This is a genomic window from Devosia sediminis, from assembly GCF_016411825.1.
GTDB lineage: Bacteria > Pseudomonadota > Alphaproteobacteria > Rhizobiales > Devosiaceae > Devosia > Devosia sediminis.
This window is the reverse complement of sequence record NZ_JAEKMH010000006.1, coordinates 1-14,210: the sequence shown is the minus strand read 5'-3', so window position 1 is coordinate 14,210 and position 14,210 is coordinate 1. Positions and strand designations below refer to the sequence as shown.

Sequence of the window (14,210 nt, the reverse complement as noted above, 5' to 3'; positions counted from 1 at the left end):
ATGTCGATGCGCTTCGATCGCCGCAAGGTTTTGATTTCCGGCTCGCTGTTGAGCCTGGGCGCCATGCTTGGCCTGGGCCGCGGCGCTGTTGCTGCCGAAGGGAATTTCCCCTTTACCCTCAGCGACGAAGAATGGAAGGCACGGCTCTCCCCCGAGGCCTATCAGGTGCTGCGCCACGAAAATACCGAACATCCCTTCACCTCGCCGCTCAATGACGAAAAGCGGGCAGGGGTATTCCACTGCGCCGGCTGCGACGAACCGCTCTTCGCCTCCGACACCAAGTTCGACAGCGGCACCGGCTGGCCGAGCTTTTACGATTACATCCCACAGAGCATCGGCACCAAGGAAGACAACACCCTCTTCATGAGCCGCGTCGAAGTGCACTGCGCCAATTGCGGCGGGCACCAGGGCCATGTGTTCGAGGATGGCCCGGCGCCGACAGGCCTGCGTTATTGCATTAACGGGGTTGCGCTGAGGTTCGAGCCGGCGGCTTGATCGGGCGACGCGAAGTCCGATATGCCAGTGGCATAGAGGATTTCTGAATAGCCATGAAGCTCACCATCATCGAAGTCGGCAAGGTTCCCGATCCGCTCAAGGACAGGTTCGACCCCTATACGGCCATGTTCCAGGAGATGTTCGCTTCGACCGGGCATGGCTTCGACTATGATGCGGTCCGTGTGCTCGATGGCGAGACCTTGCCTGATCCTGCGGCGCTCGAGGGCATCGCCATCACCGGCTCGTCCGCCGGGGTCTATGAGGACCATGCCTGGCTGCCGCCGCTGCGCGAGTTCATCCGCAAGGCCTATAGTGCCGGCACGCCCATGCTCGGCATCTGCTTCGGGCACCAGGTTATGGCCGATGCGCTGGGCGGGGACGTGCGCAAGTCCGAAAAGGGCTGGGGCCTTGGGCGGCACTCCTATCGCGTCGTCAATCGTCCCGATTTTTTCAGCAGCGCGCCCGACAGCATCAACGTCGTCTGCTCGCATCAGGACCAGGTCATCGTGCCGCCAAAGGAGGCGCAGGTGATCCTCGCCTCCGAATTCACGCCCAATGCGGGCCTCCACTATGCCAATGGCGCGGCGCTGAGCTTTCAGCCGCACCCGGAATTCGACGATGTCTATGGCACTGCCCTGGTCGAGCTGCGGCGCGGCCGGGCGGAGGACGCGGTCATCGAGAAGGCGCTGGGCTCTTTCACCACGGCCTCTGACAGCGCCCGCATCCGCGACTCTATCGCGCAGTTCATGCTGGGCGCGCACGCGCGGCGATAAAGACCGAATTAACCATATCGGGTGGATGGTCGGTGCCAGTTTCCTTCTGTGCATCAGGCCTTTCCATGCGCCGCTTCGGCCAACTTTCCATCACTCATAAACTCGTCCTCGCCTTTCTGGTGTTCGGTGTTCTCGTCGTCGGTTTCGGCGGTGTGGCGCTGGTGCAGTTGCTGGCAGTAGGCAACATGGCGATCATCGCGCCATTGTTTGCCGCCGGGGCAGCGGCTGCGGCTGGCTGCCTTTCAGTGTTCCTGCTGTTCCGCAAGGTGGTGGCGCAGCGGCTGGCGAGCCTTGTGCAGATCACGGGCGCGCTGACTTCGGGCCAGACCGACGTCGTCATTCCGGCGCAAAAGGCGCAGGACGAGCTTACCGTGATGTTCGATGCCTTCGGCCGGTTCCGCGAGGCGCTAATCCAGCAGTCGGCCTTGGAGGAAAGCGAGCGCCAGCGGGGTGTCGCCGATGGCCAGCGCCGCCGCGCCTCCGACCGGCTGACCGATGACCTGCGGGCAGTGCTGCAGGCGGTAATGCAGGGTAATCTGAGTGAGCGGGTCGAGAGCGACTACGAGCAGGGCGAGTTGCGCCAGCTTGCCCTCGAGGTCAATGCGCTGCTCGCAGCTCTGGATGGCGGGCTGACCGCCAGCGGGCAGGTGCTGTCGGGTCTGGCGCAGGCTGATCTCAGCCAGCGGGTGACGGGCAATTTTACCGGGGCCTTTGCGGCACTGCGCGACAATACCAATGCGGTGGCCGACCGACTGGCGCGGGTGATGGGCGAATTGCAGGAAACTTCGCGCCGCCTCAAGACGGCCACCGGCGAAATCCTGGCCGGCTCGAACGACCTTTCCGAGCGCACCAGCCGCCAGGCGGCTATGGTCGAGGAAACCTCGGCCACGGTCGAACAGCTTTCGTCCACCGTCGGTGCCAATGCCAGGCGCGCCGAAAGTGCCAATGAAGCTGTGAGTTCGGCCTCGCGCATTGCGCTCGAAAGCGGGGCGGCCATGGAAGCTGCCAAGGCCGCCATGGAAAAAATCTCGGCCTCCTCGGCCAAGATCTCCAACATTATCGGACTGATCGACGACATCGCTTTCCAGACCAATCTCCTGGCGCTCAATGCTTCGGTGGAAGCGGCGCGGGCCGGGGAAGCTGGCAAGGGCTTTGCCGTGGTCGCCGTGGAAGTGCGACGCCTCGCCCAGAGTGCAGCGGAAGCCTCCTCGGAGATCAAGCAGCTCATCGACCTGTCGGTCGGTGAAGTCAAATCGGGCACGCAGGTGGTTCTGCAGATCGGCGAGCGCATCAGCGCGCTCAATGTGTCGGTCACCGAAAGCGCTACGCTCATCGGCGAAATCGCTGCGGCCGGCCGCGAGCAGGCAGTGGCGATTGACGAGGTCAATGTCGCGGTGCGGCAGATGGACGAGATCACCCAACACAATGCGGCGCTGGTGGAAGAAACCAATGCGGCCATCGAGCAGACCGAGGCGCAGGCCGGCGAGCTCGACCGCATCGTGGCCGTCTTTACCATCGAGCGGGCAGCCGAGACAGCGGGCAAGCGCCGCGCTGCCTGAGGGTCACGCATGGAAAAGCAAAGGGCGCCTTCGGGCGCCCTTTTTGTTTGTCGGCTGCCGCGCGCCTCAGCTCTCGAGCAGGAGGGCGATTTCGCTGCGCAGATGGGTCAGGCCGTCGCCCTTTTCGCTCGAGGTCAGGATGACATCGGGATGGGCAGCGGGGCGCTTGGCGATAGCGGCGCGGGTGGCGGCGATATTGGCCTCCAGCTCCTTGGCGGAGGGCTTGTCGATCTTGGTGAGGACGACCTGGTAACTGACCGCAGCGCGGTCGAGTTCGTTCATGACCGAGAGGTCATTGTCCTTGGGGCCGTGGCGGCTGTCGACCAGCACGTAGACGCGCCTGAGGGTAGCGCGTCCGGTCAGATACTGGTGGATCAGCGCCGTCCAGGCCTTCACCTTGGGCTCAGGAGCCTTGGCATAGCCATAGCCCGGCATGTCGACGATCCGAAGGTTCTCGCTCTGGCTCTCAAAGATATTGAGCTCCTGCGTGCGGCCCGGCGTGTTGGATGTGCGGGCCAGCCCCGAGGTGCCGCAGAGGGCATTGATGAGGCTCGACTTGCCGACATTCGAGCGGCCGGCAAAGGCGATTTCCACCCGGTCCATGGGCGGCAGGTCGGCCAGCTTGACGCAGCCCTTCACGAACAGGAAGGGGCGGGCGAACATCAGGCGTCCGCGTTCGATGATGTGGGGCGAATAATCGGGCTGCGTCATGGTGGTTACCCTCAAAGAGGAAGCCCGCCGGCGATGCGGCGGGCCTTTTGATCTGGTTGCTGCGGGCTCAGCTCTTGGTGGGCTCGGCCGGCTTTGGCTTGCGCCGGAAGGCATCCATGATGTTGCCGAGCAGGTTCACCTCGACGCCGTGGCGCTTCATGATGAACCACTGCTGGGCAATCGACAGGGTGTTGTTCCAGGCCCAGTAGATCACCAGACCGGCCGGGAAAGTGCCCAGCATGAAGGTGAAGATGACGGGCATCCAGTTGAAGATGGCGGCCTGGGTCGGATCCGGCGGGGGCGGGTTGAGGCGCATCTGCACCCACATGGTGATACCCATGATGACCGGCCAGACGCCCAGATGCAGGAAGCTTCCGATGATCGGCAGGGCGGTCGGGTTCCAGGGGATCAGACCAAACAGGGTGAAGATATTGGTCGGATCGGGTGCCGCGAGGTCCTGGATCCAGCCGAAGAAGGGCGCGTGCCGCATCTCGATGGAGATGAAGATGACGGTATAGAGCGCGAAGAAGACCGGGATCTGGATGAGGATGGGCCAGCAACCAGAGAGCGGATTGATCTTCTCTTTCTTGTAGAGCTCCATCATCGCCTGCTGCTGGGCAGCGCGGTCGTCCTTGAAGCGCTCCTGCAGGGCCTTCATTTCCGGCTGCACGCGGCGCATGGCGGCCATGGACGCATAGGAGCGGTTGGCCAGCGGGAAGAAGATGGCCTTGACGATGACGGTCACTGCCAGGATGGCGAGGCCGAAATTGCCCAGGATGCCGAACAGGGTGACCAGCAGCCAGTGCATCGGCTTGGTCAGGAAGTGGAACCAACCCCAGTCGATCAGGAGGTCGAGGCGGTCGAAGCCGTAGGTTTCCTGATAGGTGTTGATGACCCTGTCTTCCTTGGCGCCGGCAAAGACATGGGCCTCGTGGCTGACTGTGCCACCGGCAGGGACCATGACCGGCTGGGTTTCCACATAGCTGGTCTGGAAGACATTGGTGCCGTTGGGCTGGGTGAAGGAGAAGCGCGCATTGATCGTCGCTTCGGGATTGGGCAGCACGGCGGTGGCCCAGTACTTGTCGGCAATGCCGAGCCAGCCGGAAGTGGAGGCCCAATCGACCTGGCGCTCGTTCTGCAGGTCGCCATACTTGCGGGCGACATAGTTGTTGGTGCCCAGGACGCCGATCGGGCCTTCATGCTGGATGAAGAAGTTCTGCACCTTCGGGTTGCCGTGGCGGACAACGCGCGAATAGGGGAACAGGGCCACGTCGCCGGTGCCGGTATTTTCCACCGACTGGGTGACGGTGAAGAGATAATAGTCATCCACCGCGAAGGTGCGGCGGAAGATGAGACCGGCGCCATTGTCGTAGACGAGGGTGACCGGGGTTCCGGCGGTCAGCGAGGCATTGTCGCCTTCGACGGTCCAGACGCTCTGGCCATCGGGCACGGCTACGGTGGAGCCGGCGGCTGCGGCCCAGCCCTGCTCGACGAAATAGGCATCAGGCAGGCCGGCGGGCTTCAACAGGGTGACGATGGCCGAATCCGGCTCGGTGGTTTCGCGGTACTGGCGCAGGCGCAGGTCGTCGATGCGGGCGCCGGTCAGGTTGATGGAGCCTTCGAGGTCAGCGGTGGAAATCGCGACGCGTTCGGAGGCGGCCAGCGCGGTGGCGGTATCGGCAAAGACCAGCGGCGCGTCGGCGGCGGGAGCGGCGGCAGTGCCATCGGGATTGGTCGCGGGAACCGCAAGCTGCTCGGCCTCGGCCTGCTGCTGGGCGGCGATCTCGGCCTGGCGCTGGGCCTGCTCGAGCTGCGGGCCGGCAATGAAGAACTGCCAGCCGAACAGCACGATCATGCTGAGCACGACGGCAAGGATGACATTGCGATTGTCAGAGTTCATGGTCTCGGTTTCCGTTGGCCGCGGCCGGGAGTATTTCTGTTGTCGCCTGACTTTGTGTCATGCACACGAGCGATCAGGCTGGAAAGATCGGCCACCATTCTCTCGAAGGGCTGGCCAAGGGCTTCGCGCCGCGCCAAGAGCACATAGTCATGTCCGGGCACAAAGTCACGCGCGCAAGCTGCGGCAGCGGCGCGCAGGCGGCGTTTCATGCGATTGCGCTCGGGCGAATTGCCGACTTTCTTGGTGACGGTAAAGCCGATACCGGCGTCATCCTCGGGCGCGGCAATGACCTGCAGCCCAAACGCAGAGCGCCCGGCGCGATTGCCCCGGGCGGCTCTCAAAAACTGCGCGCGCCGCTTGAGGCGGCGCAATGCTCGCGGCTGGGAAAGGTCGGCCGTCATCCGGCCAGGTTTCCCTTAGGCCGAGAGCTTCTTGCGGCCGAGCGCACGACGGCGGTTCAGGATGATACGGCCGTCCTTGGTGGCCATACGGGCACGGAAACCGTGACGACGGGCACGCACGAGCTTGGAGGGCTGGTATGTACGCTTCATGACATCAGACCGCGCTACCGCACGGTTCCTCTAGTTTGGTGCTGCTAGAAAGCAGAATGGATGACGACGGCGGACAGATGCACCGTCTTCCGGGTTGGTGGCGTCTATAGGGAAAAGAGTCTCCCAAGTCAACGCGCCTCGGCACCCGGATCACGCCTTCTGGCCCTGTTGTCAAGGCAGGCTTTCCCCCGCATAAGAGCAGCATTGGTTCTGGCCCCATGGCGGATATGGCTGAGATATCACGACCCGAGCTCTGCATTGTCGGTGCAGGTGCCCTGGGCATAGCATTGGCGCAGCATGCTCGGCGCCTCGGATCGAGCGTGACCCTGGTCGATCGCGGCGGTGCCGAAGCGGGCGATGGCCCGCAGCGGGCCCTGCGCGTTGCTGCCCTGGCCGCCAGTGCCGCGGGCGCGGCCGCCATGCGGCGCGGCGCGGCGCTTGGGCTGGCTGCCGTCGATCCCAAGGTCAATCTCAAGGCGGTGCAGGAACGAACCCGCCAACTGGTCGCCGAACGGGCAGTCCTCGACAGTCCGGAGCGGCTGGCAGCGGTGGGAATCGACTATATTTCAGGACCGGCCCACTTCGCCGATTCTGCCACGCTGGTGGTGGGCGAGACGCAGATCAAGGCGCAGGCCTATCTCCTGGCGCTCGGCGGTCAGGCCGTGGTGCCCGATATTGCCGGGCTCGAAATGACGGAACATTTCACGCCCGATACCCTGCTCGACAATGTCCGCAAGCTGACGCACCTGCTGGTGATCGGCAGCGACGCGGAGGGGCTGGCTCTGGCCCAGGCCTATGCGCGGCTGGGGTCCGACGTGACGGTCGTCCCCCAGGGGCGCGCGCTGGCCGGGTTCGACCTCGAAACGGCCAGTATCTGGATGCAGGCTCTGGCCGAGGACGGCGTGCGGGTGATCGATGGCGCAAGGGTGCGCCACGTGCAGCCGCGATCCCAGGGAATCGGCGCCATCGCGGACAAGGACGAAGGGGGCGAGGTGAGCCTTGACCTGTCGCATATCCTCGTTGCCGACGGCCGCGTGGCCAGCATCAGCGGGCTCGGTCTCGACACGGCCGGGGTGCGACCCGTACGGGGCCAGGCCATGCGCTACGCAACCGGTGCACTCGGCCAGACCAGCAATCGGCGGGTGCGTGTGGCAGGCATCGCCGCGGGCATCGATCAGTGGCAGCAATCGCTCGCGCATGGCCGCTCCGTGGTCGAGGCGCTGGTGGCCGGGCGCCCCCGGCACCGTCCCGCTGCGCCGGCGCGGCTGGTGCTGACCGAGCCACCACTGGCCCAGATCGGGCGTCTGCCGGCCGATACGGCCCGGCTGGCGCCGGGGCATGTTATCATCCGTGCCAATCTCAGCGAAAACGACATGCTGAGCGCACGGGGCGAGGCCAAAGGGCTGATAAAGGTGCTGGCCGATGCGAAGGGGCGTATCCTCGGGGCCAGCGTCGTCGGCACCGGCGCGGCGGACCTTGCCGGAGTGCTGGCGCTGGCCATGGACCGGGGCATTCCGGTCGATGCTCTGGCCGATATTCCGCTGCCGCATCCAAGCCATTTCGCCAGCGTCGTGGCGCTGGCGGAAAACCGGATGGCCGAGCGCATCGTATCTCCTTGGGAGAAGCGGCGCGGCGCCCTGCGGCGCCTGATCGGTCTCTAGCGGCGCTGCGACAACAACAAACCGCCTGACGGCAGGCGACGAACGGCATAGGATCGGGGCAATGCAAGTTCAGCCCAGCGTCATGACCGGTCGGTTCTCGGGCCTCTCCAGCAAGCTGATCGCCACGATCATCGGCGTCATTCTGCTCGTCGAGATCGTGGTCTACCTGCCCTCGCTCGCCAGTTTCCGCACCAACTGGCTCGAAGACCGCCTCCGGGTCGGGATCGTGGCGGCACGCGTGCTCGATGCCGTGCCCGATGTCATGGCGCTGCCGCGCAACCTCACCGACAGACTGCTCAACTCGGCCGATGCCTATGCTATCGTCTATCGGCGCGAGGGGCAGAGCCAGTTGATCGAACTGACCGAGCCGGTCATTCCCGACGAGGTGGTGACCGCCGACCTGCGGCTCAGCGACTTGCCGACCCAGATTTGGGGGGCCCTCGACACGCTGTTCGCCGGACCGGGCCGCACCCTGCGCGTCGTGGGCGCGGGCGACATGGAGGAAAGCCTCGTCGAACTCCTGATGTCGGAAACGCCGCTCCGGCGCGAGATGCTGGACTATTCTCGCTCCATTGCCCTTGTGTCGCTGGGCATCGCGGCGGTGACGGCGTTCGTTCTCTATGTGCTGGTCAGCCGCCTCTTTATCGACCCGGTGCTACGCGTTACGGGCAATATGCTGTCCTTCCGTAAATCGCCGGAGAATGCCGCGCTCATTCTCACACCCTCGCTGCGGCGCGACGAAATCGGCATTCTGGAGCGGGAACTGGCGGCCATGGAGAACGAGATTTTCTCCATGCTGCGGCAGCGTCGACACCTGGCCGATCTGGGCCTCGCGGTCGCCAAGATCAACCATGACCTGCGCAACACCCTCACCTCGGCGCAACTGCTGTCGGACCAGGTGGCGACACTTGACGATCCCAAGGTGCAGCGCCTGGCGCCGCGTCTCGTCACCACGCTGGATCGGGCCATCGGCTTTGCCCAGTCGGTGCTCGATTACGGCCGGGAGACTGCGGCGGCGCCCAATTTTGCGCCGGTGGCGCTGCGCGCCGTGGTCGAGGACGCGGCATTCGAAGCGCGGGCTTCCGGCAATCCCCTGCTGGCCTTCAGCAACGAGGTGGACAGCGAACTGATCGTCGAGGTCGATGCCGGGCAGATGGGACGCGTCCTGGGCAACCTGCTCAAGAATGCGCGCGAAGCGCTGGAGGCCCATTCCGATATCGCCGATCCGGCGATTGTCGTTTCAGCCACGAGCGATGACGAGCGCGTTGTGATCTCCGTATCCGACAATGGTCCGGGTCTGCCGCCACGCGCCCGGGCCAACCTGTTCGTGGCGTTCGAAGGCTCGGCACGCGCCGGCGGCACGGGGCTCGGCCTCGCCATCGCGCGGGAAATCGTCGAGGCCCATGGGGGCGAACTGGCGCTGGCCGAGCAGGCCCTGGGCACCCGCTTCGACATCACCCTGCCGCAGCGCCGGGCCGCGACATAAACCTTCCACAAAAATCGCGCCGACCCGCTTGCAATGGCCCGGAGGCCAATGTATGGGTTGCCCCGCTTCGATCGGAAGCGCCAGACGCCCGATCCCAAAGAAGCCCGCCGCATCGTCGGCCTGCGCGCCCGTAGCTCAGCTGGATAGAGCACCAGACTACGAATCTGGGGGTCAGGAGTTCGAATCTCTTCGGGCGCGCCATTCTCGTGCAAAAGTGGGCACCATTGCCCGAGCGGAATCCTCTCCGTCAGAAGCGGCTTTCAAACGCTGGTCCTTTGGTCCGCAAATGCGGATGCAGTCCCTACCGATCGTGACCTTGCTAACGAACATATGCACCCAGGTGCGGCGAAACGACGGATCGGAATCGCGGAGCCGGCGCCGTATCCCTGAAGAGAAGCGCCGGACCATGGCCGGAGACAGTTCGGCTTTGACACTTCGGCGCTGACGTAGGGAGGCAAGATTGGCAGTTCCTTCCCGAATCTGTAGCTTGGCCAGATCGACGCGTTCCTTGAACCTGGGGTCGTGCAGTTCGGCGACGCCAGCTTCGATGGCGTCATAGAGCCGGTCAAGTCGTGCTTGAGCCTCGCCGACCGCGATACGCTGACGGTCGATCTCGGCTTCGAGCTGCTGGCGGGTATCGTCAGTCCGGTCCGTCATGGTTTCCAGGATGGCGGTGAGACGATCAGGCCTGAAGACGTGGTCTTCCATGGCTTTGATGACCAGTTCATCGACCTTATCCATGCGGATGGAATGACCGCAGCCAGTGCCTTCGGTGGCCCTCTTGGCGCAGGTCAGATAGCGGTATCGTCCACCCTTGCCAGTGCGCAGCATCATGCCGCGGCCGCATTTCTCACAGACAGCGATGCCGGTCAGGAGCGTGGCGCCGGTGACGACGCGGGGGGCAGTCTTTCTGGGGTTGCGCGCCTGAAGGGTGCGCTGGACAGCGTCGAAGGTTTCCGCTTCGACAATGGAGGGCACCTCCATCTTGATCCATTCGGCGGGCGGCCGAACCTTGCGGGTCCGGCTGTCGATGCGATTATAGTAGTGGATGCCGATATAGGCTTCGTTCTTGAGGATGCGTTCGACCGAGGCGGTATAGAAGGCCTTGCCGCGATAGCGGTAGCCCTTGGTATTGAGATGGGTGGTGATGGCCTTGATGCCCATGGGGCCGCCGCCCTCATGGCCACGCAGGTAGAGCCGGAACACCTTATTGACGATGGCAGCCTCTTCCTCGTCGATTTCCAGGACCTTCTTCTCCTTACGGCGCAGCACCAGGGCAACCTTTGTGCGATAGCCGAAAGGCGGCGCCGAGCCGTTCCAATAGCCTTCCTCGGCATTGGCCATCATCATATCGCGGACAATGCCGGCATTGACCTCGCTCTGGTGGCCGTCGAAGGCTGCCAGGATGGTTTCCATCAATTCGCCATGGGGGCCTTCGGGAATATCTTGGGTCGCCGAGACCAGGCGAACACCAGCTTCCTTTAGCCTTTCCTTGTAATTCAGATACTGCCTGGCATTCCGGAAGAAGCGGCTGAAGGCATAGACAATGACGAGATCGATGCGGTTGGCCGGATCGCAGGCATATTCGAGCATGCGCTTGAGTTCGGGGCGCCGATCTACACGTGCGGTGAGGCCCGGCTCAATGAAGGTCTCGACAAGGTCGGCGTCTCGCAGCACGCAAGTGGCGTCGATCTTCTTGTCCTGCTCTTCGAGCGAGATCTGATGGTCGGCCTGGCGCTTGGTGCTGACGCGGCAATAGCCCACCGCGCGAAGCCGGTTAGGATTGGTTTTCGGCCTGGCGCGGCTAGCTATTGCCATCGTCATCATTATCCGTTGCCGGAGCCAGCAGATCGCTGGCCCAGTGGAGGTAGAGGTCGGCTTCGGCGGCGGACACTTCAAGTCCGACACCGAAATCAAATTCAACCGACATTTCCACTACGGTTGACAGTGGAGCGCCGGTGCTCGGGCGCGACGTCTTCAAAACTGGCTTGGCGTGCGAAACGCCTGGCGCCAGAGGCCCGGGTGGTTTCAACGCCATGGATATCCTGGTGCCCCGCCCCAGCCAGTGGCCTACAACATCGGAGATTGACCACTGGCTGGTGCGGGAGAAGTTTCGGCACCTGACCCCGAGCGGCACCCGGGCGATCAGGATGTTCGGCCTGGGTACGCTCTCAGGCTTGTCGATTTTTCGATCCAGGACAAACGCAATTTTGTAGAAAAAATCAGAATCTTGTCCAGATCCTCTTCTGCGGGGCTGACGCGCTTTCAATCCCGTGTGCCAGCATTTGCAATCGTATCTGGTCGATATCATGCACCTGGTGACGGCAATCCGCACTACACCCCCGTTACCTCCTCATACTAAGTGACGGTCACTTGGTGACGACGTTGCTTCAATCTTGCGCCCTGACCGATCTTATGGCTTCCACGATGGCCACTCTCATCGCGCTTCTGGTGCGCGCCACCCAAGCGGCCTTTCGGACACTCGCATCGGTGACAAGACGCGCCATTGCTGCGACCGTGCGTTGTTTGTCGAAGCCGGCAGCGACCAGAAGTTCCTGGACCTCCAAGACGATCGGCTTCGATGAGGGCGTTTCAGTGCTATAACGGGCAAAGGCGGCATATGCGCAGGCCTGCAATATCTGCTGCGAGCTTGGTTCACGCAGGAGCAACTTACGCAGCTTGTAGTGTTTGGTCCGCAGGTTGGCTTTGTTCCGGGCGTTGGAATCCTTTGCGGTCTGACCGATTTCGAGTTCGAGGTATTTTGTGATCAGCTCGATATCGGCGGGAGAGGCAATTGCCCCCAGATTTACGACGAGGTCGTCAATGCTCACGTCTGCTATGCCGTCAGATTTCGTCATTGGCCCCTATCTCCAAAATGTCGCGCCAAAGGCGTGGCGGGCTCCAACCACCTCTGCGGTCCGGTGTGGGAGCGTCCGCCTTAATCTCGCCGATGGGGTGAAGTCGCATGCCTTCAACGGGCACGACTTCTAGGTTGGTGATGCCGAGGTCGCGTACCATTCTATCTATTTGCCAGTGAGCAGCCTTCTCGCCGATAACACCTCTATCGACCGCGACGACGAGCAGCACGAGATCGAGAAAGGTCGCTTCGGTCGCGAGAACCATCATTCTCCGCCATGTGGTGTCCGGACGCCAAACCGGATCGTCAATGAAGTCGATCCCGATCCACTTAGCTTGCCGTTCGGGTCCAAGCGGTATGAATTTGGAAATGACCGATGGTTTGCAGTACGCATGCGCAGTGCCAGGACGAATTATTGAATAGTTCCCCAAGCCAAGTGGCGCGAAAGACTCTGGCTGCTGCCTCACCCATTCAAGCCATTGATTTTGAAATTTCTGGCTGGACCGCTTGCCGCCCTGCGACGGGGACGCCCTACGGCTCGTCTGCTCCTTATGGCGTGCGTAGAGCGAGGCATAGTTCAGCTTGGGTTCAGTCCGCAAATAAGCGACAGTGCCATCCTGGTCTTGGCGCCAAAGCTTGCTAAGCATCTCGGCTGTCGAAAATCCCGGCTCTCCCAGCCAGGTCGCGAGGGCCGGGTCTGTCGCCTGCAATGCGTCGAGGAACGCTAGGCCGGCCAACATGCGCCGGAGCTGGTTCGTGGAATAGCCACTTAGGGTTTCGGCCGCGCGAATGCCCACTGGCTGCCCGGAGCCGGGTTCGCTTGACAGCAATATTTTGGTGTGTCTGGCAACATCTACCCAGCCCAAGTTGCGGGTGCGGGCGTCTTTGAGAGGGTGCATGGTTTTCAGTTAACGATAGATCCGATGAGGCATCTTGCAAGAGTATAGTACGGCGTACTAAAGTGTTGTGCAAGTGAGGACCCGACATGCATGTTTTAGGAATGGCGGGAGCAAAGGGTGGCACGGGGAAGACGAGCTTGGGGACAAATTTGGCTGTTTATATCAATCAAGGAGGTCAAGATTCGGTCATGCCTCGTTCACACGATACCAAGCCCATTCAGCTTCCGCCCAGCTTCAATCGCTTTATTCTGCTGATGGGAGCATCGAAGGGTGGATCTGGCAAGAGCACGCTGGGCGTCAATCTTGCGGTGACCGCCTATGTGTGTGGACTCAAGACCATCATCTTCGACACTGACATCGAAGGCGATAGCGGCCAGCAATCCTGCATGCGCTGGGCTAAGCTGCGGGGGGCGGATGGAGTGGTTGTGCGCCGTGCGCGATTGGAACGCATTGACGAAGCCATTCTCTGGGCGGAACGGAATGGCTTTACCTTCATCGTCATCGACACGCCTGGCCGGGATATGGCGGGCATGAAGCAAGCCCTCAATCTGGCCGATTTCATGTTGACCCCGTCCCAGCCGTCACCGTTGGATCTGCAGGCAACTGAACCGATCCGCCGCCTTTGGGCCGTGTCCACGACGCCCTCGAGCATCGCACTCAACATGGTCATCAGGGATACGCTGCCGCGGACCCGTCACTATGTGGCGCGCTATGCCGAGCAGGGCGCGGTGCTGCCTGCCTTTGTGGGGCGGCGGGTGCAATATATGGATGCGATGGAGCGCGGTCTGGGCGTTTCCGAATATATGCCGGACGATATCGGCGATCGCGAGATGCGCCAGCTTCTCACCGCGATTTTTGCCGAGGCACAAAAGCGGAAGGCAGCATGATGACGACCGATTTGCCGGAACAGCAAATGCAAGAATCCACCTCGTGTGATCGCGAGGTCTGGAATGTGCGCGAAGTTCGCCTCCGGTTGCCGCGTGCCGGGATTTCCGCGCTTAAGCAGAAGGCTGATGCGGACGATATATCGGTCAATGCTTTGATCGCCCGCTACATCGACCAAGGCCTCAAGGCCGATGCGCGTGCGGGCCTCTTTGAACTTGCGTCATGGTTCCGGGATTATTTGCGACCAAAGGGTGGGCGCGATAGCCGTGCCAAGAGCACGATCGATGAGCTAGATTTCACCTGATACCAAATAAGGGTTGACGTCCCTCGGCCCCAGCAACACTCCCTTCCACGGGTCCACGGGTCCACGGGTCCACGGGTCCACGGGTCCACGGGTCCACGGGTCCACGGGTCCACGGGTCCACGGGTCCAC

Annotated in this window: 15 protein-coding genes and 1 tRNA gene; 8 read left to right on the top strand and 8 right to left on the bottom strand. The window is 62.7% G+C overall.

Features of this window, described 5'->3' with window-relative positions; genetic code table 11:
* Positions 1-6: 6 nt before the first annotated feature.
* The 3 genes from msrB to JEQ47_RS19195 all read left to right on the top strand — a co-directional run bounded on the left by msrB (position 7) and on the right by JEQ47_RS19195 (position 2,827).
* Positions 7-495 carry a peptide-methionine (R)-S-oxide reductase MsrB gene (gene msrB, locus JEQ47_RS19205; RefSeq protein ID WP_328769661.1) on the top strand — a complete coding sequence of 163 codons (489 nt, stop codon included), beginning with the start codon at positions 7-9 and terminating at the stop codon, positions 493-495.
* Between the two features lie 53 nt (positions 496-548).
* Positions 549-1,268, top strand: a complete 720-nt coding sequence (locus JEQ47_RS19200; RefSeq protein WP_198878062.1) for a type 1 glutamine amidotransferase — start codon at positions 549-551, stop codon at positions 1,266-1,268.
* 65 nt (positions 1,269-1,333) lie between these two features.
* The gene (locus JEQ47_RS19195; protein WP_198878061.1) at positions 1,334-2,827 is read left to right on the top strand and encodes a methyl-accepting chemotaxis protein; all 1,494 of its coding nucleotides are present in this window, start codon (positions 1,334-1,336) and stop codon (positions 2,825-2,827) included.
* Positions 2,828-2,893: 66 nt separating this feature from the next.
* Here JEQ47_RS19195 and yihA read toward each other — a convergent pair whose 3' ends face one another.
* The 4 genes from yihA to rpmH all read right to left on the bottom strand — a co-directional run bounded on the left by yihA (position 2,894) and on the right by rpmH (position 5,989).
* Positions 2,894-3,538, bottom strand: coding sequence for a ribosome biogenesis GTP-binding protein YihA/YsxC (gene yihA / locus JEQ47_RS19190; protein WP_198878060.1), 645 nt, complete (start codon positions 3,536-3,538; stop codon positions 2,894-2,896).
* A gap of 67 nt (positions 3,539-3,605) precedes the next feature.
* A complete protein-coding gene (yidC, locus tag JEQ47_RS19185; protein ID WP_198878059.1) occupies positions 3,606-5,438 on the bottom strand; it encodes a membrane protein insertase YidC in 1,833 nt (610 codons plus the stop codon).
* Positions 5,435-5,839: a ribonuclease P protein component gene (rnpA, locus tag JEQ47_RS19180; protein ID WP_198878058.1), complete on the bottom strand. Its 405-nt coding sequence runs from the start codon at positions 5,837-5,839 to the stop codon at positions 5,435-5,437. The genes yidC and rnpA overlap by 4 nt, the downstream gene beginning before the upstream one ends.
* A gap of 15 nt (positions 5,840-5,854) precedes the next feature.
* The gene (gene rpmH / locus JEQ47_RS19175; RefSeq protein ID WP_086470424.1) at positions 5,855-5,989 is read right to left on the bottom strand and encodes a 50S ribosomal protein L34; all 135 of its coding nucleotides are present in this window, start codon (positions 5,987-5,989) and stop codon (positions 5,855-5,857) included.
* A gap of 218 nt (positions 5,990-6,207) precedes the next feature.
* Here rpmH and JEQ47_RS19170 point away from each other — a divergent pair, with 218 nt between their 5' ends.
* The 3 genes from JEQ47_RS19170 (at position 6,208) to JEQ47_RS19160 (ending at position 9,337) form a co-directional block, all read left to right on the top strand.
* Positions 6,208-7,650: an FAD-dependent oxidoreductase gene (locus JEQ47_RS19170; RefSeq protein WP_198878057.1), complete on the top strand. Its 1,443-nt coding sequence runs from the start codon at positions 6,208-6,210 to the stop codon at positions 7,648-7,650.
* 61 nt (positions 7,651-7,711) lie between these two features.
* The gene (locus JEQ47_RS19165; protein WP_198878056.1) at positions 7,712-9,136 is read left to right on the top strand and encodes a sensor histidine kinase; all 1,425 of its coding nucleotides are present in this window, start codon (positions 7,712-7,714) and stop codon (positions 9,134-9,136) included.
* Between the two features lie 124 nt (positions 9,137-9,260).
* Positions 9,261-9,337: transfer RNA gene (locus JEQ47_RS19160), tRNA-Arg, on the top strand.
* Here JEQ47_RS19160 and JEQ47_RS19155 read toward each other — a convergent pair.
* From JEQ47_RS19155 to JEQ47_RS19140, 4 genes are all read right to left on the bottom strand, one after another.
* On the bottom strand, positions 9,308-10,954 hold the full coding sequence (locus tag JEQ47_RS19155; RefSeq protein WP_198878055.1) for a recombinase family protein: 1,647 nt from the start codon (positions 10,952-10,954) through the stop codon (positions 9,308-9,310). The genes JEQ47_RS19160 and JEQ47_RS19155 overlap by 30 nt on opposite strands.
* Positions 10,941-11,405: a hypothetical protein gene (locus JEQ47_RS19150; RefSeq protein ID WP_198878054.1), complete on the bottom strand. Its 465-nt coding sequence runs from the start codon at positions 11,403-11,405 to the stop codon at positions 10,941-10,943. The genes JEQ47_RS19155 and JEQ47_RS19150 overlap by 14 nt, the downstream gene beginning before the upstream one ends.
* A gap of 121 nt (positions 11,406-11,526) precedes the next feature.
* The gene (locus JEQ47_RS19145) at positions 11,527-11,994 is read right to left on the bottom strand and encodes a hypothetical protein (RefSeq protein ID WP_198878053.1); all 468 of its coding nucleotides are present in this window, start codon (positions 11,992-11,994) and stop codon (positions 11,527-11,529) included.
* Complete coding sequence (locus JEQ47_RS19140) at positions 11,981-12,892, bottom strand: hypothetical protein (protein WP_198878052.1); 912 nt, start codon at positions 12,890-12,892, stop codon at positions 11,981-11,983. Before JEQ47_RS19140 ends, JEQ47_RS19145 begins: the two co-directional genes overlap by 14 nt.
* A 149-nt stretch (positions 12,893-13,041) precedes the next feature.
* Between JEQ47_RS19140 and JEQ47_RS19135 the strand changes: the two genes are divergently transcribed.
* Positions 13,042-13,779: a division plane positioning ATPase MipZ gene (locus tag JEQ47_RS19135; RefSeq protein ID WP_198878051.1), complete on the top strand. Its 738-nt coding sequence runs from the start codon at positions 13,042-13,044 to the stop codon at positions 13,777-13,779.
* Entirely contained in the window at positions 13,776-14,081 is a 306-nt protein-coding gene (locus tag JEQ47_RS19130; RefSeq protein WP_198878050.1) for a hypothetical protein, read from the top strand. The genes JEQ47_RS19135 and JEQ47_RS19130 overlap by 4 nt, the downstream gene beginning before the upstream one ends.
* The last annotated feature ends 129 nt before the right edge of the window (positions 14,082-14,210 follow it).

What these genes read in the sequence shown, in the direction of transcription:
- rpmH (WP_086470424.1), bottom strand. Translation starts at nt 5,989, where the DNA reads ATGAAGCGTACATACCAGCCCTCCAAGCTCGTGCGTGCCCGTCGTCAC.
- JEQ47_RS19155 (WP_198878055.1), bottom strand. Translation starts at nt 10,954, where the DNA reads ATGGCAATAGCTAGCCGCGCCAGGCCGAAAACCAATCCTAACCGGCTT.
- msrB (WP_328769661.1), top strand. Translation starts at nt 7, where the DNA reads ATGCGCTTCGATCGCCGCAAGGTTTTGATTTCCGGCTCGCTGTTGAGC.
- JEQ47_RS19170 (WP_198878057.1), top strand. Translation starts at nt 6,208, where the DNA reads ATGGCGGATATGGCTGAGATATCACGACCCGAGCTCTGCATTGTCGGT.
- JEQ47_RS19145 (WP_198878053.1), bottom strand. Translation starts at nt 11,994, where the DNA reads ATGACGAAATCTGACGGCATAGCAGACGTGAGCATTGACGACCTCGTC.
- JEQ47_RS19130 (WP_198878050.1), top strand. Translation starts at nt 13,776, where the DNA reads ATGATGACGACCGATTTGCCGGAACAGCAAATGCAAGAATCCACCTCG.
- JEQ47_RS19195 (WP_198878061.1), top strand. Translation starts at nt 1,334, where the DNA reads ATGCGCCGCTTCGGCCAACTTTCCATCACTCATAAACTCGTCCTCGCC.
- JEQ47_RS19140 (WP_198878052.1), bottom strand. Translation starts at nt 12,892, where the DNA reads ATGCACCCTCTCAAAGACGCCCGCACCCGCAACTTGGGCTGGGTAGAT.
- yihA (WP_198878060.1), bottom strand. Translation starts at nt 3,538, where the DNA reads ATGACGCAGCCCGATTATTCGCCCCACATCATCGAACGCGGACGCCTG.
- yidC (WP_198878059.1), bottom strand. Translation starts at nt 5,438, where the DNA reads ATGAACTCTGACAATCGCAATGTCATCCTTGCCGTCGTGCTCAGCATG.
- JEQ47_RS19165 (WP_198878056.1), top strand. Translation starts at nt 7,712, where the DNA reads ATGCAAGTTCAGCCCAGCGTCATGACCGGTCGGTTCTCGGGCCTCTCC.
- JEQ47_RS19200 (WP_198878062.1), top strand. Translation starts at nt 549, where the DNA reads ATGAAGCTCACCATCATCGAAGTCGGCAAGGTTCCCGATCCGCTCAAG.
- rnpA (WP_198878058.1), bottom strand. Translation starts at nt 5,839, where the DNA reads ATGACGGCCGACCTTTCCCAGCCGCGAGCATTGCGCCGCCTCAAGCGG.